This is a genomic window from Micromonospora sp. NBC_01638 (assembly GCF_045209745.1).
GTDB lineage: Bacteria > Actinomycetota > Actinomycetes > Mycobacteriales > Micromonosporaceae > Micromonospora.
The window spans coordinates 2,655,612-2,676,486 of the sequence record NZ_CP109273.1; the positions used below are offsets into that span (position 1 = coordinate 2,655,612).

18 protein-coding genes are annotated in these 20,875 nt (G+C 72.4%); 10 read left to right on the forward strand and 8 right to left on the reverse strand.

Annotated features, from left to right (window positions below; all coding sequences use genetic code 11):
* The first annotated feature begins 60 nt into the window (after positions 1-60).
* From OG811_RS12590 to OG811_RS12600, 3 genes are all read left to right on the forward strand, one after another.
* Positions 61-1,593 (forward strand): NADH-quinone oxidoreductase subunit M, encoded by a 1,533-nt coding sequence (locus tag OG811_RS12590; RefSeq protein ID WP_406074343.1) that lies wholly within the window; start codon positions 61-63, stop codon positions 1,591-1,593.
* Positions 1,590-3,143 (forward strand): NADH-quinone oxidoreductase subunit NuoN, encoded by a 1,554-nt coding sequence (nuoN, locus tag OG811_RS12595; protein ID WP_406074345.1) that lies wholly within the window; start codon positions 1,590-1,592, stop codon positions 3,141-3,143. Before OG811_RS12590 ends, nuoN begins: the two co-directional genes overlap by 4 nt.
* A 90-nt stretch (positions 3,144-3,233) precedes the next feature.
* On the forward strand, positions 3,234-4,319 hold the full coding sequence (locus OG811_RS12600; protein WP_406074346.1) for a polyprenyl synthetase family protein: 1,086 nt from the start codon (positions 3,234-3,236) through the stop codon (positions 4,317-4,319).
* Here the strand turns inward: OG811_RS12600 and OG811_RS12605 are convergent.
* Positions 4,295-5,521 (reverse strand): MFS transporter, encoded by a 1,227-nt coding sequence (locus OG811_RS12605; protein ID WP_406074347.1) that lies wholly within the window; start codon positions 5,519-5,521, stop codon positions 4,295-4,297. The two genes, OG811_RS12600 and OG811_RS12605, sit on opposite strands and share 25 nt — an antisense overlap.
* Before the next feature lie 154 nt (positions 5,522-5,675).
* Between OG811_RS12605 and OG811_RS12610 the strand changes: the two genes are divergently transcribed.
* On the forward strand, positions 5,676-6,458 hold the full coding sequence (locus OG811_RS12610) for an IclR family transcriptional regulator (protein WP_406074348.1): 783 nt from the start codon (positions 5,676-5,678) through the stop codon (positions 6,456-6,458).
* A gap of 110 nt (positions 6,459-6,568) precedes the next feature.
* Here the strand turns inward: OG811_RS12610 and OG811_RS12615 are convergent, their stop codons facing one another.
* Entirely contained in the window at positions 6,569-8,695 is a 2,127-nt protein-coding gene (locus tag OG811_RS12615) for a PhoX family protein (protein ID WP_406074350.1), read from the reverse strand.
* A gap of 226 nt (positions 8,696-8,921) precedes the next feature.
* Between OG811_RS12615 and OG811_RS12620 the strand changes: the two genes are divergently transcribed.
* Positions 8,922-9,437, forward strand: a complete 516-nt coding sequence (locus OG811_RS12620; RefSeq protein ID WP_406075688.1) for a sigma-70 family RNA polymerase sigma factor — start codon at positions 8,922-8,924, stop codon at positions 9,435-9,437.
* Positions 9,434-10,153, forward strand: a complete 720-nt coding sequence (locus OG811_RS12625) for an anti-sigma factor family protein (RefSeq protein WP_406074351.1) — start codon at positions 9,434-9,436, stop codon at positions 10,151-10,153. Before OG811_RS12620 ends, OG811_RS12625 begins: the two co-directional genes overlap by 4 nt.
* 120 nt (positions 10,154-10,273) lie before the next feature.
* On the opposite strand, the gene rarD is transcribed toward OG811_RS12625, so the two are convergent.
* The 4 genes from rarD to eccE all read right to left on the reverse strand — a co-directional run bounded on the left by rarD (position 10,274) and on the right by eccE (position 14,223).
* Entirely contained in the window at positions 10,274-11,212 is a 939-nt protein-coding gene (gene rarD, locus OG811_RS12630; RefSeq protein WP_406074353.1) for an EamA family transporter RarD, read from the reverse strand.
* Complete coding sequence (locus OG811_RS12635; protein ID WP_406074355.1) at positions 11,209-11,706, reverse strand: GNAT family N-acetyltransferase; 498 nt, start codon at positions 11,704-11,706, stop codon at positions 11,209-11,211. The genes rarD and OG811_RS12635 overlap by 4 nt, the downstream gene beginning before the upstream one ends.
* Positions 11,707-11,834: 128 nt before the next feature.
* Positions 11,835-12,221 carry a phage holin family protein gene (locus OG811_RS12640; RefSeq protein WP_406074357.1) on the reverse strand — a complete coding sequence of 129 codons (387 nt, stop codon included), beginning with the start codon at positions 12,219-12,221 and terminating at the stop codon, positions 11,835-11,837.
* A 61-nt stretch (positions 12,222-12,282) separates the two neighbouring features.
* The gene (eccE, locus tag OG811_RS12645) at positions 12,283-14,223 is read right to left on the reverse strand and encodes a type VII secretion protein EccE (RefSeq protein WP_406075689.1); all 1,941 of its coding nucleotides are present in this window, start codon (positions 14,221-14,223) and stop codon (positions 12,283-12,285) included.
* Positions 14,224-14,485: 262 nt separating this feature from the next.
* Between eccE and OG811_RS12650 the strand changes: the two genes are divergently transcribed.
* Together OG811_RS12650 and OG811_RS12655 are read left to right on the forward strand one after the other, a co-directional pair.
* Positions 14,486-14,806 carry a WXG100 family type VII secretion target gene (locus OG811_RS12650; protein WP_272614898.1) on the forward strand — a complete coding sequence of 107 codons (321 nt, stop codon included), beginning with the start codon at positions 14,486-14,488 and terminating at the stop codon, positions 14,804-14,806.
* A gap of 22 nt (positions 14,807-14,828) precedes the next feature.
* A complete protein-coding gene (locus tag OG811_RS12655; RefSeq protein ID WP_406074360.1) occupies positions 14,829-15,122 on the forward strand; it encodes a WXG100 family type VII secretion target in 294 nt (97 codons plus the stop codon).
* Positions 15,123-15,207: 85 nt separating this feature from the next.
* On the opposite strand, the gene mycP is transcribed toward OG811_RS12655, so the two are convergent.
* Complete coding sequence (gene mycP / locus OG811_RS12660; RefSeq protein ID WP_406074361.1) at positions 15,208-16,431, reverse strand: type VII secretion-associated serine protease mycosin; 1,224 nt, start codon at positions 16,429-16,431, stop codon at positions 15,208-15,210.
* Between the two features lie 152 nt (positions 16,432-16,583).
* Here mycP and OG811_RS12665 point away from each other — a divergent pair, with 152 nt between their 5' ends.
* Together OG811_RS12665 and OG811_RS12670 are read left to right on the forward strand one after the other, a co-directional pair.
* Positions 16,584-19,457 (forward strand): SseB family protein, encoded by a 2,874-nt coding sequence (locus tag OG811_RS12665; RefSeq protein WP_406074363.1) that lies wholly within the window; start codon positions 16,584-16,586, stop codon positions 19,455-19,457.
* The gene (locus OG811_RS12670) at positions 19,454-19,819 is read left to right on the forward strand and encodes a hypothetical protein (protein WP_406074365.1); all 366 of its coding nucleotides are present in this window, start codon (positions 19,454-19,456) and stop codon (positions 19,817-19,819) included. Before OG811_RS12665 ends, OG811_RS12670 begins: the two co-directional genes overlap by 4 nt.
* A 4-nt stretch (positions 19,820-19,823) precedes the next feature.
* Here OG811_RS12670 and OG811_RS12675 read toward each other — a convergent pair whose 3' ends face one another.
* Positions 19,824-20,756 (reverse strand): alpha/beta fold hydrolase, encoded by a 933-nt coding sequence (locus OG811_RS12675; RefSeq protein ID WP_406074367.1) that lies wholly within the window; start codon positions 20,754-20,756, stop codon positions 19,824-19,826.
* Between the last annotated feature and the right edge of the window lie 119 nt (positions 20,757-20,875).

Here is a 20,875-nt window from a genome sequence, read left to right on the forward strand (position 1 = left end):
CCTCTTCCCGGCCGCCCCCGCCGGCGGACCACGCATCCACGACGGAGGTAAGGCCGCATAATGTCCAACTTCCCGTTCCTCTCGGTGCTCACCGTGGCACCACTGGTGGGCGCCCTGGTGGTGGCCTTCCTGCCGCGCCACCGGCCGGAGCTGGCCAAGCAGGTGGCGTTCGCCTGGTCGCTGCTCGTGCTGGTGCTCTCGGTGGTGATGTGGGTCAGCTTCAACGCTGGCGGTGACCGGTTCCAGTTCCGCGAGTCATACTCGTGGATCCCGAACTGGGGTGTGAGCTTCACCTTCGCCGCCGACGGCATCGCGCTGGTGATGCTGATGCTGATCGCGGTGCTGGTGCCGCTGGTGATCCTGGCGTCGTGGCACGACGCCGAGTCCTCGAAGCGGTCGGTGCCCGTCTACTTCGCGCTGCTGCTGGTCCTCGAGTGCACGATGATCGGCGTCTTCGCGGCCGCCGACGTCTTCCTGTTCTACGTGTTCTTCGAGGTCATGCTGGTTCCGATGTACTTCCTCATCGGCAGCTACGGCGGCCACCAGCGGCAGTACGCGGCGGTGAAGTTCTTCCTCTACTCGCTCGTCGGCGGTCTGTTCATGCTGGCCGCGGTGATCGGCCTGTGGGTGGTCGGCGGGAAGACCTTCGACTGGCAGGCGCTGTCGCAGGTCGACATCAGCACCGGCACCGAGCGTTGGCTGTTCCTCGGCTTCTTCCTCGCGTTCGCCATCAAGGCGCCGTTCTTCCCGTTCCACACCTGGCTGCCCGACGCCGGTGGCGCGGCCCCGGCAGGCGCTGCGGCGCTGCTGGTCGGTGTGCTGGACAAGGTCGGCACGTTCGGCATCCTGCGCTACTGCCTGCCGCTGTTCCCTGAGGCGTCGAAGTGGTTCGCCCCGTGGGCGCTGGCGCTGGGCGTGATCGGCATCGTCTACGCCGCGCTGCTGGCGGTCGGCCAGAACGACCTCAAGCGGCTGGTGTCGTACACCTCGATCGCGCACTTCGGCTTCATCGGGGTGGGCATCTTCGCCTTCACGACCCAGGCCGGCACCGGCGCGGTGCTCTACATGCTCAACCACGGGCTGGCCACCGGTCTGCTCTTCCTTTTGGTGGGCATGCTGATCTCCCGGCGCGGCTCGTCGCTGATCAGTGACTTCGGTGGTGCCGGCAAGCTGGTCCCGGTGCTCGCCGGGGTGTTCTTCTTCGCCGGTCTCGCCTCTCTCGCGCTGCCCGGTACGGCACCGTTCATCTCCGAGTTCCTGGTGCTGATCGGCACCTTCACGGTGAACAAGCCGGTCGCGATCATCGCCACGCTCGGCATCATCCTGGCCGCCGCGTACGTGCTGTGGATGATTCAGCGCACCACCCAGGGCACGCTCAACCCTGCGCTCACCGAGGTCGACGGCATGCGTCGGGACCTCAACCTGCGCGAGAAGGTCGTGGTCGCCCCACTTATCGCACTGATCGTGCTGCTCGGCTTCTTTCCCAAGCCGGTCACTGACGTGATCAACCCGGCCGTGCAGGCGACCATGGACGACATCGGCAGGACCGACCCGGCCCCGTCGGTGGGCACCGTCCAGGAGGCAGCAAAGTGACCGAGTTGAAACTGCCGTCGATCGACTACGCGGCGCTCTCTCCGATCCTGATCATGCTGAGCACCGCCCTGCTCGGCGTGCTGGTCGAGGCCCTCGTGCCCCGGCGCTCGCGCCATGTGGTGCAGCTGACGCTGGCGCTGCTGGCGGTGCTCGCGGCGCTGACCATGGTGGTCCTCAACGCCGACGAGCGGATCATCACCGCCGGCGGGGCCCTCGCGGTGGACGGGCCGGCGCTGTTCCTCCAGGGCGCGATTCTGGTGCTGGCCGCGATGGCGCTGCTGCTGATCGGTGACCGCTCGGTCGAGCGGGGTGGGGCGTTCGTCGCCCAGGCCGCGGTGACCCCCGAGTCGGCCGACGACCGGCGGCAGGCCGAGGGGCGCAACGGCCTCACCGAGGTCTACCCGCTCACCACGTTCGCGATCGGCGGCATGCTGATCTTCGTGGCGGCGAACGACCTGCTGACCATGTTCATCGCGCTGGAAGTCTTCTCCCTGCCGCTCTACCTGCTCTGCGCGCTGGCCCGTCGCCGCCGCCTGCTGAGCCAGGAGGCGGCGATGAAGTACTTTCTGCTCGGCGCGTACGCCTCGGCGTTCTTCCTGTTCGGCTTGGCCCTGATCTACGGCTTCACCGCCGGCATCCCGGGCCGTCCGGCCGGCGTCGACTTCGCGACCATCCACGCGGCGGTGAGCGAGTCTCCGGCCAGTCAGGTGCTGCTCTTCGCCGGCATGGCGCTGCTCTCCATCGGCCTGCTCTTCAAGGCCGCGGCGGCACCGTTCCACGTCTGGACCCCGGACGTCTACCAGGGTGCGCCGACCCCGGTCACCGGCTTCATGGCCGCCTGCACCAAGGTCGCCGCGTTCGGTGCTCTGCTGCGCGTCTTCCACGTCGCGTTTGCCGACGCCAACTGGGACTTCACTCCGGTCCTCGGCGTGGTGGCGGTGCTGACCATGCTGGTCGGTGCGGTGCTCGCGGTCACCCAGACCGACATCAAGCGGCTGCTCGCGTACTCCTCGATCGCCAACGCCGGCTACCTGCTGGTCGGTGTGCTGGCGCCGAGCCGCGACGGGCTGTCCGGCACGATGTTCTACCTGGTCGCGTACGGCTTCTCGGTGCTGGCCGCGTTCGCGGTGGTGACCCTGGTGCGGGATGCCGACGGGGAGGCCACCCACCTGTCCCGCTGGGCCGGGCTGGGCCGGCGGTCGCCGTTCTTCGCCGCGCTGTTCACCTTCATCCTGCTGGCCTTCGCCGGTATCCCGCTGACCAGTGGCTTCACCAGCAAGTTCGCCATCTTCGCGCCGGCGCTGGAGGGTGGTCAGGTCTGGCTGGTGATCGCCGGTGTGCTGACCAGCATGGTGCTGGCGTTCCCGTACCTGCGGGTCGTGGTGCTGATGTGGCTCTCCGAGCCGGGCGAGTCCACCCCGACCGTCACCGTGCCCGGTGGGCTCACCTCCGCCGCGCTGATGATCGGTGTGCTGGCCACCCTGGTGCTGGGCATCGCCCCGGCGCCGCTGCTCGATCTGGCCACTGGAGCTGCCGAATTCGTGCGATGACCGAAGGAACGGTCACTGGGGGTCGGCGCGTGTTCACGTGCCGGCCCTCGGTGCGTATCCCCGGCCCGGAGCAGGTCGAACGGGTGTGGCATGGTTGATGGCGTGGTGATTCCGGCGGGCGAGCGTTCAGGTTCCTCCGGCTCCGGCGGTCGGCGGGGTCGGGCGAGCACGAGTCAGTTCGGCGCGCTCGGCCTCAACCTCGCCGATCCCCGCGTCGAGGCGTCCGTGCTGGGTCTGCTGGACACGGTCGAGGTCTCGTTGCGGGCCAGTGTGTCCAGCGCCGACCCGTTCGTCACCGAGGCTGCCCGGCACCTCGTCGAGGCCGGGGGGAAGCGTTTCCGGCCGCTGCTGGTGGCGCTCGGCGCCCAGTTCGGTGACCCCACCAACGCGCAGGTGGTCCCGGCCGCCGTGGTGATGGAGCTCACTCACCTCGCCACCCTTTACCACGATGACGTGATGGACGAGGCCGCCGTCCGCCGGGGCGCGCCGAGCGCGAACTCCCGCTGGACCAACTCGGTCGCGATCCTGGTCGGCGACTACCTCTTCGCCCGCGCGGCGGACATCGCCGCCGACCTGGGCCCCGTGGCGGTCCGGTTGCAGGCGCGTACCTTCGCCCGGCTGGTGCACGGCCAGATCGCGGAGACCGTGGGGCCGCGCGCCGGCGACGACCCGGTGGCCCACTACCTGAACGTGATCGCCGAGAAGACCGGCTCGCTGATCGCCACGTCGGCCCTGTTCGGCGGCCTGTTCGGTGGTGCCTCCGCAGAGCACGTCGACGCCCTCGCCGGGTACGGCGAGACGATCGGCGTCGCGTTCCAACTCTCCGACGATCTGCTGGACATCGCCTCCGAGTCGGTGCAGTCGGGCAAGACCCCCGGCACGGACCTGCGCGAGGGCGTCCCGACGCTGCCGGTCCTCTACGCCCGCGCGGCGGACGACTCCGATGCGTCCTCGGTGCGTCTGCGGGAGATCCTGGCGACCGGCCCGCTGACCGACGACGCGCTGCACGCCGAGGCGTTGGGGCTGCTCCGGGAGAGCCCGGCGCTCAAGCGGGCCCGGGAGACCGTCCGCAGCTACGCCGAGGACGCCCGCGCGCAGTTGGCCCCTCTTCCGCAGGGCCCGTCCCGCCACGCGCTCGAATCGCTCTGCGACTACATCGCCGACCGCACCAGTTGATCCACGTGCCGGCTCGCGCCGGCGGCGGCGCGGGTCAACAGGCGGCTACCGACGAGCATGAGAGCGGCGGCGAGCAGCATGGCCACCGCCGCAGTGGTCCACATGGCCGGGTAACCGAGGTGGGCGGCGAGCGGGCCGAGGCTCAACGGGCCGAGACAGCCGCCCGCGTACACCCCGGTCTGGGTGATCGAGGTGGCGGCGGCTGGTGACTGTGGGTGGAGCCGGACCACCGCGAAGTTCATCAGGCCGGGCCAGGCCCAACCCAGGCCGAAGCCGAGCACCACGCCGGCCACCAGCGGCACCGGGCTGGTCAACGCGAGCATCCCCAGCCCGGCCGCGCCGACGACAAGCATCGCGGCGATGAGGGCGACGTGACCGGTGTCGCGACGATCGGCCAGCCAGCCGGCGCCCACGCGGGCCGTCACGCACACCGCGCTGCCCAGGGTCAGGGTGAGGCCGGCGAGGCCCGGCGACAGGCCCCGGGCTGCGGCCGAGTCCACCAGGAAGGTGCCCAGCGCGTTGGCTGCGGCTGCGGCCAACGTCGCCGCCGCGCCGATCACGACCAGCGCCGCCGTCGCCCGGCCAGCGCGCGTGGCGCCGGCCCGCCCCGCCGGGCCGGGCAACGGCCGGGGTACGGCGGGCAGGGTGGTCAACGCGGCCACGGCGGCGGCCACGAACGCCCAGCGCCAGCCGACGGTGAGCGCGATGGTGGGCACCGCAGCCCCGGCCAGCAGGGTGGAGACCGGGATGGCAGCCTGCTTGACGCCGAACGACAGCCCCTGCCGTCGGGCCGGCACGTGCTGGGCCAGCACGGCGTTGCTGGCCAACTGGCCGAGCGCGTTCGCTGCGGCGCTGAGCGCCAGCAACCCGACCAGCACCGGGTACGACCGGGCGAGCGCGGCCACGGCCAGCATCGACCCGGCGGCCAGCACGATGCCGCAGCGGGCCACCAGGGCCGGTCCGTACCGCTCGACCAGGCGGCCGGAGGGCACCGAGGCCAGCGCGCTGACCCCGAAGTAGACGGCCACGGCCAGGCCCAGGCCGGCCGGGGAGAAGCCGAGGTCCCTGCCCATCTGCACGGCAAGACCACCGAGCAGGAAGACGGGGAGTACGCAGGCCACGGTGGTGACGACTGCGCCGGCACTCGCCCTGACCGGCTGGGGTCGGGCGATCCTCGGGTCGGGGGTGGAGGTGTTGGTCATCGTGCGGCAAACCTACGCGAGACTCCCTCAGACCACTCCTGGTGACCGCCGGGGCACAAGCTGTGGATGGTGATCTGGCATCCTCGACCCGAACAGGCATTTCGCACCGGGCCTGTTTTTCATATGGTGTAAGTCCCCGGCGGCGGAGGTGGTTGTGCGCGACCCCTTGGCAGAACCTTCGGACCTGATCCGCAGCGTGTCCCGAGCGCTGCGGGTGCTGGAGTCGGTCGGTCGCGCCCCGAAAGGCCTGACTGTCAAGCAGATAGCCCGGCGGTGCGAGCTGACCGTGGCCACCACCTACCACCTGGTCCGCACGCTCGCCTACGAGGGCTACGTGATCCGTCGCGAGGACGGCACGTACATCGTGGGGTTGGAGGTGGCCGACCGGTACCGGGAGTTGGTGACCGCGTTCCGCGGGCCGCCAGCGGTCGGTGAGACGCTGCGGCGGGCCGCTCTGGACACCGGCTACAGCCACTACCTGGGTCGCTTCGTCGGCGGTCAGGTGGCCCTCACGGCGGTCGCCGAGGGGCACCGCTCGCCCTACCTGGAAGACCTGGTCCCCGGCTTCGACGAGGGGGCGCACGCGACGGCCCTCGGCAAGTCGCTGCTCGCCACCCTCACCGCCGACCAGCGCCACCGCTATCTGCGGGAGTACGGCATGCGCCCGTTCACCACCGCCACGCTGACCACCACCGAGGCGTTCGAGGCCGACCTGGCCGCCGGCGACCGGCGCGGCATGCAGTTGGAGCTGGGGCAGTTCCGCCAGGGGGTGGCCTGCGCGGCGGTGCTCGTCGCGCCGGACAAGGACATGGAACGCCGCGTCGTGCTGGCCTGCGCGTTGCCGGCCAGCGAGATGATGACCTCCGCCCGGGTGGTACGAGCCAAGCTGCTCACCGTGGCCCGCAGCATCGCCGACGGCATCGCCTCCGACACCTGACCGCACCGACGCCGTGCGGCCCTCTCCCGGGCTGGGAGAGGGCCTCACGTGGCGGTCCAGCGCCGGACCGCCCGAGCAGAGTCAGCGGCCCACCGGTTGCAGGGGCGACGTCAGCTGCCCACCGGGCCGCCATCGAGGCGCCAGGTGACCACCACGCCCGGCTTGGCGTAGTCACCGTCGGGCCAGTTCGAGGCCGGGTTCTCCACCGAGGCGCCGGTGATCTCACCCGGGTGCTGCACCGCCACGAAGACCGAGCGGTTGTCGCCGGTGATGAACGGGCCGCAGGTCTCCGCGCCGAGCGGCACGGTCAGGAACTGCTTGAGGTGACCCCGCTCCGGGCCCTCCACGGCGGTGGCGAACAGGCCATCGTTGCTGCCCAGCGCGTTGCCGTCGGTGGAGATCCACAGGTTGCCGGTGGCGTCGAAGGCGACGTTGTCCGGGCAGGAGATCGGGGAGACCTTGGTCTTGTCGTACCCGGCGAAGAAGGTCGACGCGTCGGTCGGGTCGCCGCAGACGATCGGCAGCGACCAGGCGAAGGTCTCTGCGGCGTTGTCGTTGCGGTCCTCGACCAGCTCCAGGATCTGCCCGTGCTTGTTGGCGTTGCGCGGGTTGGCCTCGTCCGGCTTCGGGTTGCTGCCGACGCCTCGGTTGGTGTTGTTGGTCAGCGCCACGTACACCTTGCCGGTGAGCAGGCTCGGCTCGACGTCCTCCGGGCGGTCCATCTTGGTCGCGCCGACCTTGTCACCGGCGAGTCGGGTGAAGGTGAGCACGTCCGCGGCGGTCATCCCGTCGACGAACGAGCGGTTGCCGCTGACCAGCTTGATCCAGCGACCCCGGCCGTTGAACGCGCCGTCGGTGGGGAGCTTGCCCGACCCGTCGATCTCGGCGGCGCTGGTCTGGTCGAGCTTCGCCACGTAGAGCGTGCCGGACTCCAGCAGGGTCAGGTTGTGCTTGCGGGCAGCCCAGGAGTTGCCCTTCAGGAACTTCTTGTCCGAGACGAACTTGTAGAGGTAGTCGAACCGCTCGTCGTCGCCCATGTACGCGACCACGTGGCCGTCCTTGGCCACGATCACGTTTGCGCCCTCGTGCTTGAACCGGCCCATCGCGGTGTGCTTGCGCGGGCGGCTCTCCGGGTCGAACGGGTCGATCTCGACGACCCAACCGAACCGGTGCGCCTCGTTGGGGTGCTTGGCCAGGTCGAAGCGCTCGTCGGCGCGCTCCCACTTGCGGCTGCCGCTGGGGTAGCGGCTGGCGGTGCTGATGCCGTAGCGGTCCAGCTTCGGCTTCAGGTCGGCCGGAGCGGCGTCGGCGCCCACGAAGTACTGGTTGAAGTTCTCCTCGCCGGAGAGCACCGTGCCCCACGGGGTCACGCCACCGGCGCAGTTGTTCAGCGTGCCGACGACCGTACGGCCCCTGGGGTCTGCGGCGGTCTTCAGCCAGGCCGAGCCGGCGGCCGGGCCGGTCAGGTCGAACTTGGTGCTGAGCGCCGTGACCCGCCGGTTGTACGCCCGGGGGCCCTTGTCGACCGGCTTCCACTGCCCGGTGCCGGCGACCCGCTCCAACTCCACCACGGACATGCCGTGCGCGGCCATGGCGGTGCGCAGCTGCTCCACGGAGAGCCCGTCCAGGCCGGGGAAGCCCGGGAACATGAGGTCCTCGTTGGTGTACTCGTGGTTGACCACAAGCAGCGCCCGCTTGCCCTGCTTGTCCAGCGGCAGCACGCCCACGAAGTCGTTGTTGTAACCGAACTGCTTGGACTGCGCGGCGGCGGTCTGGTGATGCAGGTTGAACTCCGGTGCGCCCGGCAGGACCGGGTCACCCCACTTGATCACCACAGCGTGGTCGTAGCCATTCGGGACGACCAGGGTGTCCAGCTTGTTCGGTGGGATCGGCTTGAAGGTCAGCGCGCCGTTGCCGACGCCGGTGCTGGGACGGCCGAAACCGAAGGCCTCCGGGACGTCCGGGGTCGTGGGGGCCGCCATGGCGGGGGCCGCACCGGCGAGCGCACCGGCTGCCGCGCCGCCGAAGCCGAGGACCAGCGCGCCGACCGCGCCGGCCCGGACCACGCCACGCCGCGAGACCTCCGCGTTCACCACGTCTGAAAAGTACGCGTTGTCGGAGGTGTTCGGTACCGGGTGGTCACAGGCGTTTCCGCAGCGGTACAGGCAGGTCATGGCGTCTCGGGTGCCATGGCGGTTGCCGTTCAACAGGGGGAGCAGCCGGGGACGGTCGCTCATGGGAGAAGCCTCCAGGGAGTCGGTGGCACGACAGGCGACGTACCAGCCGGACGCTAGGAGGACGTGGTGAGCGCACGCCGGCCACGATGTGAACCGGGCATGAACACCCTTGTGGGCGGCCACCGGCACGCAGCCGGTCTGACCTCGGGCTGAACCGATCGGCGTGACCGCACGTATTCACGAGCGGACGCACCGCCGGACGCGCGCCGGAAGCGAGGAGACCGCCATCAGCGACCATGACGCCCAACTGCTGCGCGCGCTGCACGACGAGCACGCGGACGCGCTGTACGCCCATGCCCTGCGGCTGGTCAACGGGGACCGGCAGCGGGCCGAGGACCTGGTGCAGGAGACGCTGCTGCGGGCCTGGCGACATCCGGAGTCACTCGACCCGCGGCGCGGGTCGGTGCGGTCCTGGCTGTTCACCACCGCCCGCAACCTGGCCATCGACGCGTGGCGGCGGCGGTCCACCCGGGTCGGCGAGGTGTTCACCGACGACCTGCCCGAGCCGCCCGAGGCTATCGACGAGGCCGAGCGGGCGGTGGAGGCGTGGACTGTCGCCGAGGCACTGAACCGGCTCAGCCCGACCCATCGGGAAGTGCTGGTCGAGTGCTTCTACCAGGGGCGGTCGGTGGCCGAGGCGGCATCCCGCCTGGGCGTACCGCCGGGGACCGTGAAGTCCCGCACCCACTACGCGCTGCGGTCTCTACGGTTGGTCCTGGCTGAGATGGGGGTGACGGGATGACCCGGTGCGAGTTCGCGTACGACGACGGCGCGTACGTGCTGGGTGCCCTGGCCCCCGCCGAGCGGGCGGCCTACGAGCGGCACCTCGCCGGCTGCGCCTCCTGCCGGGAGGCGGTCGCTGAGATCGCCGTTCTGCCCGGGTTGCTCGGGCGTCTCGACCCGACGGGGTTGGAGCAGATCCTGCCGCCGCCGGCCCCACCCCGGGTGCCCGCGCTCCTGGAGGAGGCCCGGCGCCGTCGGCGTCGGGAACGCTCCGCGGGCCGGCGACGGTACGCGCTGACCACGCTGGCCGCCGCCGGGCTGGCCCTGATGGTCGGCGTGGGCACAGCCGTGGTGCTGCCTCGGCCCGCCGGCCCGCCCGGCCCTCCCGGGGCGCAGGGCACCACGCCTGCCCCGCAGCTGTCGATGGTCGCCATGCGGCCGGTGGCTGCCGCCGGGCCGGTGCACGCCGACCTCGGGCTGACCGGCACCAAGTGGGGCACCGAGGTGACCATGCGCTGCGGGTACGACGCGCGGGCGAGCTATGGCAAGGCGTACCCGTTCCGGCTGGTGGCGCACGGCCCGAACGGCGCGAGCGAGCAGATCGGCTCCTGGCTCGCCGCGCCCGGTGACGCTCTCCAGTTCACCGGTGCCACGAGGTTCACCGACGCCGAGCTGATAAGCGTCGAGCTCCAACGAGCCGACGGCACGCCCATCCTCACCTACGCGGTCCCCTGACCGCCCCACCCTGCTCCTCGCGATCTTGCACTTTCTGTCCTGCCATAAGGGGTATAGCGCCCATAATGGCGACCGAAACTGCAAGATCGCGGCGGGTTCGGGGGTGGGTTCGGGGGTGGGTCAGGGGGTGGGGACGGGCTCGGGGGTTCGGGTGGGGGTGCGGGTGGGGGTGCGGGTTCGGCGGGCCTGGCGGGAGGTGCGGACGGCGTCGGCGGTGAAGACGACGAGGGCGAGCCAGACCAGCGCGAAGCCGGCGAGGCGGGCCGGAGGCATCGGCTCGTGGAAGATCAGCACACCGCAGCCGAGCTGGATGATCGGCGCCAGATACTGGACCATGCCGAGGCTGCTCAGCGGCAGCCGGTTGGCCGCCCCGGCGAACAGGAGCAGCGGGATCGCCGTGGCCGCACCGGCCAGCACCAGCAGCGCGGTGTGCCCGGCCGAGACGTGCCCGAAGGTCGAGTCGGCGCTCCTCATCAGCCAGGCGAGATAACCCAGCGCCGGCAGCGCCAGCACCGCCGACTCGACGAAGAGCCCCTCCGCCGGCGGCAGCCCCAGCCGCTTCTTGACCAGGCCGTAGCCGGCGAAGCTGAACGCCAGGGTCAACGCCAGCCAGGGCAGCCGGCCGTAGTCCACGGTGAGCACCGCGACCGCCGACGCGCCGATCCCCAGCGCCACCCACTGCGCCGGACGTAGCCGCTCCCGCAGCACCGTCACCCCGAGCAGCACCACGACCAGCGGGTTGATGAAGTAGCCGAGCGCGGTCTCCACCACCCGGTCGGAGTTGACCCCGTAGATGTAGGTGCCCCAGTTGACCGCGATCAGCGCGGCGGCGGCGATGATCCCGGCCACCGCCCAGGGGCGGCGCAGCAGCGCCCGCAGGAAGCCGACGTTGCGCAGCGCGGCCAACAGCAGGGCCACGAAGACCACCGACCAGACGATCCGGTGGGCCAGGATCTCCAGCGGGCCAGCCGGTCGCAACAGCTTGAGATAGATAGGAAAGAAACCCCAGAGCAGGTACGCGCCGAGGCCGTAGAGGTATCCCTGGCGGAGTGACGTCACGTCTCCACCGTAAGGGGCGTACCGCCGCTTTGTTCCTTTCCGGTGACCCGGCTCACCGGCGGACGCTGGTCGAGCTGCATCCACCGCTGCGGCACCTCCAGCGGCGTGAAGCCCACACCCGCGTACACCTGGTGTGCGTCGTTCGTGGCCAGCAGGATCCGGCGTACGCCGAGCTCGGCCAGGTGGTCGCGGACCGCGCCGGCCAGCCACCCGCCCAACCCGCGGCCCCGGGCGGAGCGGTCGACGTACACGTCGCACAGCCAGGCGAACGTGGCGCCGTCGGTGACCGCCCGTGCCACCGCCACCTGGCTGCCGTCCTCGGGCCGGTAGACGCCGAACGGCAGTGAGCCGGCGAACGCGCGGGCGGTGGTCTCCCGGTCCCGTCCGAGCGCCCAGTACGCGTCGGTGGACAACCAGTGGTGCACCAGGTCCAGATCGAGCCGGGCGGGGTCGGTGCTGAGCAGGTGGCCGTCGGTGCGGGTCAGCGAGAACACGCTGCGACGCTAACTGCCGGGGCGGGCACCCACGCCGGCCAATTCCCGAACTCTGGTCAGTGGCCCGCCCGGACCCCGACCGTGGTCGGAGCCCCGGGCGGACCGGGTCGGTGCTGGCCGGTGACCGGTCAGTCGCGGTCGAGGACGGCGCCGAGGATCCAGGTCACGATGCTCACGAAGAGAGCACCGAGCACGGCGGCCGGCCAGAAACCGTCCACGAAGAACGGCAGGTCGACCTGGTCGGCGATCCAGCTGGTGAGCAGGAACAGCAGCCCGTTCACCACCAGCGCGATGAGACCCAGGGTCAGCAGGTAGAAGCCACAGCCGACGGTCTTGATGATCGGCTGGAGAACCGCGTTGACCACACCGAAGATCACCGCCACCAGGAGCAGCGTGGTCACCGTCTCGACGGCGGAGTTCGACTCCAGAGAGATGCCCGGAATGAGGAGTGTGGCCAGCCAGAAAGCCAGCGCTGTGCTGGCCAGCCGAATAAGCAGACCTTTCAGAAAACCCATGGCGGGGATCGTGCCACGGACCGCGCACCGGCGTAACCCGGCAGTTGACCACCCGGGTGGATCAGCCGCGCGCCGGCCGCCCGATCAGTTGCGACTCGATCGGAGTGGGGGAGAGCAGTGCCCAGCGCAGCGCCCGGCGGTTGACCACCGCCACCATGTCGTCCCGGATCCGGGTCAGCCACTCGGCCGAGCCGCCCAGCCCCAACGCGACGCCGGCCAGCGCGGCCTCGGCGGCGTTCAGCGGCTGTAACAACGCCAGGTCGGCCCGGCTCAACGCGTCCACGTCCGCTGGAGTCAGTTCGTCCCGTACGACCAGGGTGGCCCGCCACGGCGGGCCCGGTTCGGCCTCTGCTGCCACCGGCCCGGCGTCGACGACCAGCAGCAACGGTTGCAGCGCCGTGCCCACCCCGTCGGCGACCGGCCGACCGGGTGGGATCAACGGGATCGTGCCGCCCGGCGCGCCCACCCCGCGGACGAACGGCTCCCAGGCGCGCGGCCGTGCGGTCTGCACCACCACCAGGGCACCGAGCGCCAAGGCGCGCAGGGCCACCAACTGGGCGGCGCGCACCCCGCCGACCAGCAGCACCCGGGTGCTCTCCGGCCGGAACAGCCGCACGGTGACAGCTCCGCCGTGCCGGTTCGTGCCGACCATCATCCCCGCGTCGCCCAGGGTCAGCTCCCAGTCGTCCATCGCAGGCTGGGGCTGCGCCCCGGGTGCGGTCAGCGCCAACGGCAGCGTGGCGGCCAGCCCGCTCAGGTGCGCGCCGTCGAGCCGTCGCAACTCCCCGCCCAGGTCGGTCACCAGACGGTTCAGCGCCTCGCTGGCCGTGGCCAGCTCGGTCGCCGTTCCGGCGGCCAGGCGTACGGTCAGCCCGGTTGGCACGCCGACGGCGCCAGTGCTCGGCGACGGAGCCGCGGAGATCGACACCGTCGTCGCGGTCGCCGGCAGCGCGAGCAGCCGGGGCACCAGCCGCCGCCCACCCGGGCTGCCCGCGTCCGGCCACTGGACCAGCCGGAAGGTGGCCTGGACCAGGTTGCCGGACCGGAGCGACGGCCAGGACTCCCGCACCGCCTGGCCGTCGTGGTGGGCCAGCTCGCCCAGGACGCGCAGCGCGGCCGGTACGCCGAGCGGTCGCGCGGTCAGCGGCCCGAGCCGGCGGACGATCCGGCGTACCGTGCCGGCGAGTACGCGGCGCAGGTCTTCCTCAGACCAGCCGTCCACCCGCAGCACCCGGACCGCCACCACGGCCCGCTCCCGCCCGGCGAGCCGCCCGTCGGTGAGCTGCCGGTACGACGTGCCGACCGTGCCACCCGCGGCGGGCACCGGTGCCGGTGCCCCGGCGAGCAGCAGTTGGATCCGCAGTGGGGGCACGTCCGACCCGGCCGGGGGCAGCAACGCGGACGGCGCGGGGATCGCCCGGGACACGTCGCCGAGCAGGTCGCCGGGGTCGCCGAGCTCCAGTAGCGCCACCAGGCCGGCGGGGTCCTCCAGCACCGCCGCCGGCCCGCCGGTCAGCTCCGTCGACCGGACGACGGTGCCGGGAGCGACCAGATCGAGCAGTTCGGCCGCTCCGGCCGCCCCGGTCAAGGCCCGACGACGGGTCAGGTGCCCGACGGCGGTGCCCAACCACTCGAAGAGCCACCGGCCCCGGACCCGGACCCAGGCGGCCCCCACCAGCAGCACCGCCACCAGTACGGCCGCCGTGGTGACCGGTGCGCCCCGGCCGAGGGCGGTGAGGACGAGCGCCGCCGCGACCTGTGCGGTGACAAGTTGGCCGGCGCGCACTCCGGCGCCCGTGCGTCGAGCCACTGCGGCCCAGCGGTCGACGGGCGACCGACGACGAGGTGTGCGCTGATCGACTGAGTCAAGGCTGCGATCGGCGGGCGCGCCCGGCCCGACTGCCTGCGGGACGACGCTCGGCCCGGGCCCGACCGGGGGCGCCGGGTGCGGTCCTCCGGTGGTGATCGCCGGCACCGTGCCTCCTCGACCAGTGCGGACCATGTCAGGCGGCCGGCCGTCCTTCGACGGCCCGTCACGCGCCGCGACGTGGCTCCGGCACATCGTAAGCGAACGATGGCCGACGTGGTTGTCCACAGGGGAGGTGCGCGGGGTAGCAGAACCGCTACGAGGCCGCTACCGTCAGCCACGAAGCTCATCGCTGACCCGTGTCTCAGTGCTCGACGGCCGGGCCAAGCGAACGACGCGTCCCCAGAGCGGGCGCGTTGACGGCCAGGTGCGATCAGAGAGGCGAGGTGACGTCGGGGTGTCCCAGACCCAGGCAGAAGCCGCGGTGATGCAGCAGACCGCCGCGAAGTTCGAGCAGGTCGACCAGTCGTTGCAGTCCATGCTGACCGGTCTGCTGGCCGAGCTGGAGGTGTTGCAGCAGGCCTGGCGTGGCGCCGGTGGCCGGTCGTTCGAGCAGGTCAAGCGTCAGTGGTCACAGGACCAGGCGGCGCTGCACCGGGTCCTGCGGGAGACCGCCGGGGCGATCCGCACCGCCGGCCGGCACTACGACGCCTCCGACGACGACGTCGCCAGCCGGGTGGCCGGCACCAACCGCGGCGGCATCCAGCTGCCGCTCTGATCCCGCTCGGGAGGGAAATCCGATGGACCATGGTGTGCTGGTCGTCAACTTCGCCGCGCTTCAGCAGGCCGGCGCGGACATCCAGAAGGCGTTGAACACCCTCGACTCGCAGCTCGGCCAACTCGAACGGGATGCCGCCCCGCTGGTGTCGAGCTGGACGGGCGAGGCCCGACAGGCCTACGAGCAGCGGCAGGCGCGGTGGCGGTCCGCCTCGCAGGACCTCCAGGCGATGCTGCGTGACATCAAGTTCGCGGTGGACGACTCCGCCACCGACTATCTGGACACCGAAAAGAAGAACGCCGGGCTGTTCCAGTGACCGCGGTGGGCCGGGAGCGCTGACCGTGTCCGGGTCGGCGCCCCGGCCCCTGCGCGTCGGCGGTCAGTGCGGTGAGCTGGCGGGGTCAGGCCTGGCCGGCCGGGCGCCAGCGTCGGCGGGCGCCACGGGGCAACACCAGGGCGAGCAGCGCCACGGTGGCCGCCGTCGTGCCGACCACCGCGCCGACCAGCAGGGCCCGATCCCGGGCGGTCGCCCGGCGGACCTGGCGGGCGAGCAGCGCCGGGTCGGCCCGGTCGTCGGCGAGCACGGCCACCGGCCGAGGGTCGGCCGCACGGCCGCCGCTGGTCTCGGTGACCGCACGGTACGGGTTCAGCACGCCGGCGCCGTACCCGCCGCCGTGGCCCGTGCCAGGAGCGGGATCAGCGGTGGCGACGATCCGCTCCGTGACCTGGGCGGCGGTCAGATCCGGCCGGTATTCACGCAGCAACGCAGCGGTGGCGGCCACGAAGGGCGCCGCATAGCTGGTGCCCTCGACCCGATGGTGGCCCGCGCCGGGTGCGGCGGTCAGCACCGCACTGCCCGGTGCGACCAGGTCGACGTACGAACCGGTCTGGGAGAAGGTCGCCCGCCCACCGTCCGCGCCGATCGCACCCACCCCGAGCACCCCGTCGTAACCGGCGGGGAACGGCCGGGGGTCCCCGCCGTCGTGCAGGTTGCCGGCGGCGGCCACCAGCACCACGTCCCGGTCGACCGCGTACCGCACGGCCGAGCGGACTTCCGGGTCGTCCGTGTACAGCACCACGGACAGGTTCACCACGTCGGCGTCGTGGTCGACGGCCCAGCGGATGGCCTGGGCGAACTCGTCGGCGCTGACCGTACGCCCCGACTCCCGCCCCTGCACCACCTGCTGCTCACTCACCCGTACCGGCAGGATCCGGGCACCCGGCGCCAGGCCGCGGAAGGCGACTCCGTCGCGGGGTGCCGCCGCGATGATGCTCGCCACGCCGGTGCCGTGCCCGGCGCAGTCCCGACTGCCGTCGCCGCCGGGGTCGAGCAGGTCGGTGCCGGCCAGCACCCGTCCGGCCAGTTGAGGGTGCACCCGGTCCACGCCGGAGTCGACCACCGCGACGGTCACCCCGGCGCCGGTGGCCAGCGGCGCGAGCCGGGCGGGGTCGTACCGTTGCTGTGGCCAGGGTGCGGCCGTGACCGGCCGGCTGGGGGCGAGTGGGGTCGCGCAGGCCGGTGCCGCCCGGTGGCTGGCGGTGGCGGCGACGATCGGGAGGGCCGGTACGGTCAGCAGGCTGGCGGCCAGACCTGCGAGGACCGGGCGCGTGATCGATCGGGACATCGACAGCCTCCGTATCGTGTCGGCTCCGGGACGGGATGCTATCGCCTTGTCCGCGCCCTGGCAGACCGCCGACGGCCAGCCATTGTGATCTTGATGCCACCTTGTAGGTTGTACGCGACACCGGTGGCCTGTTCTCGGAAGGAGAGGTGGCCGTGACCGAATGGGAGCCGGCCACGGAGGCCGAGGTGGCGATGCGCGACGCGCTGCGCGCCAACGATCAGGAGCTCTACTTCCGGCTCCTGTCCCGCACCGATCTGTTGTTGCCGGTCTCCGCGCCAACGCAGCCCGGCCAGGCACCCTCTGGCTGGGGCACCTGGACCACCGGCGGCCGGACCCATGTGCTGGCCTTCACCTCCGCCGCCGCACTGCGGACCTGCCTCGGCGAGCACTCCGGCAGCAACCGGCGCATCCCCTTCGCCGACCTCGCGGTCAGCTGGCCCAACCAGGAGTGGTGGCTCGCCGTCAACCCGGGTCTGCCGGTCGAGGGCTACCTGCCGGCCTGGTTCGTGTCTCAACTCTCCCGGGGCGACGTGCGCCTGCCCGGTCGCGCCATGGGCGCCCGCGCTCGGCTGGAACGGGCGGAGACCCTGGCCCGCACCCGGACCGGCGTGCCCGGCCGGGACGGCACGCCAGCCGCTGGATCGCCTCCCGCGATGGGTGCGGCGTCGTCCGGGCCCGACCCGATCCCGCTCGCCCCGACCCCGCTTGCCCCGATCCCGCCCCGCAGGCCAGTGCGGGGCACGGTGCCCCGGGTGGGCGCCCCGTCGGTGCCGGGTCCGGCGCCCCGGACACCCGGCCCCGCTGAGCCGTCGCGCCGATCCGGCGAGGAGGACATGCCCGCTGCCGGTCAGCGGCACCCGACCGGCCCGCCTCGAACCGGTCCGTCGGGCACCGGGGCCCTGCCCCGCACGGACCGGCCGTCCCGGTTCGCACCGTTGACGCCCCCCGAACGCCCCGGTGTCGGTCCGACCGACCACCCAGGCCCGGGCGTGGGCTGGCCGGCGGCGAATCGGCCGGGCGACGTCGACGGCCTGGCCGCGGGTAACGGCAACAGCGGACCCCAGGCCCCTCGGCGCTCCTTCTTCGAACCCACTTCCGCCCGGGATCGGGCGCCCGATCCGACCCCGAGCGCCGGCCGGTCCGGTGACCGCGCGGCCCCACCGACCCGCTTCGGCCGAGGCAGCCAGCCCTTCCCACGCCGCCGTCCGCCCGAAGCGCTGGCCGACGAGACCGTGACACGGGCCTTTCCCAGGACGGATCCGGACGCCACCCGGCCGCTGCGGCAGCCGGCGGGCGACGTCACCGCGTCCCGAGGGGTACACGCACCGGCACCCGGCGAGGAGATCACCCAGCCCCTGCCTCCGCGCTGGTCCGACCCGGTGGGAGAGGAGCCCACCCGCGCCTTCCGGATGCCCGGTGAGCCTCCGCTGACCAGGGCGTCGGAGTGGCCCAGCCCTCCGGCGGACGAGACCCAGGCGATTCCGCGCGACCGGCCGAGCCGATTCGGGCCGGTGGAGGAGTTGTCGGCGTCCGCCGCGGAACCGGTCTCCGGCCCGCCCGCGCCGCGCCGCGGCTTCACGCCCATCGTCATCGAGGGCACCATCATCGAGTCCCGCGACCTCACCGACCCGGTCGACAACAACGGCCCGGTCGATGCGGCCCGCCGGCCCGGCCCCGCCGAGGCTGCCCCGCCGCCGTTCGGCTCGGCGCTCTCCGGTCCGGGCCTGTTCGGTCCGTCGTCCTTGCGCCCCAGCCCTCCCGGCCCCGCGTCGTTCAGCCCCAGCCAGTCCGGTCCAGGCCCGTCCGCTCCACGCCCCACGGGTCCGGCGCAGGCCGACCTTGTCGGCGCTGGTGTGGGCGGCGCCGACGACCGCCCCGGCGTCCCGGTCAGCGGCGATCGCGCCGACACCGGCGGTCTGTCGGCCGGCGTGACCGGCGCGGATCGGGTCGGCAGCGACGAGAGCACGATCACCGACGAGAGCACGATCACCGACGAGAGCACGATCACCGACGGCGACGGGCAGCGCCCGCCGGCCGACGAACCGGCGCCGGTCGAGTTCGAGCCGGCCAACACGGTCGAGGAGGACCTGCTCAGCGCCGCCGGTGCCGGCAGCACGGACACGTTCCTGTCCACTCTGCTGCTGGCCCGGGTGCTGCTGCCGGCGGCACCCGACTCGGTGCGGGGAAGCCGCCCCGGGGATCCGGGCTTCGTCTGGCGTACCGGGCAGCTCGACGGCGAGACGTACGTGGTGGTCTACACGTCGCCGGAGCGCCTCGCCGACCACACCGAGGGTGACGTCGACACGGTCCGGGTGAAGTTCGCCCAACTGATCCGGCGCTGGCCCGAGGAGGACTGGTCGTTCGCCGTCAACCCGGGCACCCCGGTCGGTGCGAAGTTGCCCGGAGAGCAGATCGTCGCGTTGGCCAACTGGGCCGCCGAGGTGGGGCTCGGTGACGACCTGGAGGTGGACCCGGAGGAAACGCCGGCCGTGGCGGAGCCCACCGCCCGCCCCCGGTACGCCCCAGCGGCGGTCGACCCGACCCGACCGACGGTCATGCAGAAGGCGATCGCGCCCAGTCAGCTCGCGTACTACCTGGATCGGGGGTACGACCGGGTCTCCGGCTTCGTGCACCGGGCCGGTGAGCTGGCCCACCTGACCACGCCGGCTCAGGTGCACGACGCGCTCGGCCTCAGCTACCCCGGGTCGCCGTTCACCCGGGATGCCGAGGAGATCTACGTGCTGCGCTGGCCGGCGCACCGGCCGAGCCTCTACCGGATCCCGTACGGCGGTCAGAACGAGCCGGCGATGCGGGCCATGGAGGGCTGGGTCATCGAGCGTCCGCCGTTCCGGGGCAACGGGTTCGCCCCGGGCGAGAGCAGCGACGTGGTGGCGGAGTTCAAGGTGGACAGCGCGCGCCTCCCGCACGGCACACAGCTGTGGCGGATCGGCGCGGACGGCACCGAGCGGGTGGTCGCGGAGCTCGACACCGACGCGGTTGTCTGGCGACGGGTCGGTGAGGCGTGATGCGCGACGGATACGTGGCCCGTTGGCAGGGCCGGGAATACCAGGCCAGTCCGGACGGCAATGACATCCGCCTCTACCAGCCCGAGCCGGGCGAGGGCTTCGAGCAGGTCCGCGCGGGCCGGTACGTCCGGGTGCTGCCGGCCAGCGACATCGAGGACCTGGCGTACGTGCGGACCACCTGCACCTGGCAGGGACAGCCGTTCATCGTGCTCGGCGAGCACGACGCCTGGCTGCGGGTGGAATACACCGGTGGCCGTTGGCCGGTGGCTGAGGCGATGCGGCTGGAGGTCTTCGACTTCGGCGTCTACCAGGGTTGGGCACCGGCCGCCGAGGTCACCGACCTGCGGGAGCAGCGGGTCTGACCGATCAGGTCTTGGCCCAGCGCAGGATTTCGCCGAGCACCAGTTCTGGTGCCTCCAGGTGCGGAAAGTGCCCGACCCCGTCGAGCAGTCGCCACTCGTACGGGGCGACGACGTAGCGGCCGGAGCCCAGGGCGGTCCGGGGCAGGGAGGCGACGTCCAGAGCGCCGTGCAGTTGCAGGGTCGGGGTGGCCAGCGGCTTCTGCATCAGGCGGACGAACCGGTAGCCCTGCAGCCGCAGCAGCGAGCGGAACGCCCAGCGGTACCCCTCCATTGCGCAGAACGCGGCCTGCGGGATGCGCATCGCCTCCCGGCACCGCGCGGCGTACGCCTCGAAGTCCGGCCCGGCCACCCAGTGTGGGCCGCCCCAGCGGTGCAGGATCTCCCCGACGGCCGCCGCGCCGTCCCGGGTCAGCACGTGCTCGTAGCGGGGTAGCTGGAACTTCAGCGCCGGAGTGGAGGCGGCGAACTGCCCGCGCGGGTCGGCGAAGATGCCGGCGCGCAACCGCAGCGGGTGCGGCGCCCCCAGCACCACCAGCCGGCGGACCAGGGACGGGTGGAACGAGGCCACCGTCCAGGCCACCAGGCCGCCGACGCCACTGCCGACGATCGTCGCGGACCGTTCACCGAGTGCGCGGATCAGCCCGGCGATGTCGGCGGCGAGGGTGTAGCCGTCGTACCCCCGGGGTGGTTTGTCGCTGGCGCCGTAGCCGCGCAGGTCGACGGCGACCGCCCGGAAGCCGGCGTCGGCGACCGCCGGCAGCATCTGGTGCCACGCCCACCAGTGCTCGGGGAAGCCGTGCAGGAAGAGCACCATCGGCCCGGTGCCGGCCTCGACCACATGGAACCGGGTGCCATTGGCGCCGACGAAGCGGTGCGTCCACGGCCCCTCGGTGAGGACACAGGACTCGTCGACGACTCCGCCGCGCTGGTCGGTCATGGCAGACAGCCTAGGACCCGATTGCCGCCGACGACCCCGGCGGTCGCGTTGAACAGGGGAAAGCCCGGGGTTGTCCCCTACCCGGCGGGAGGCGCCGAAGTGCGGGGTCACCGCGCGAC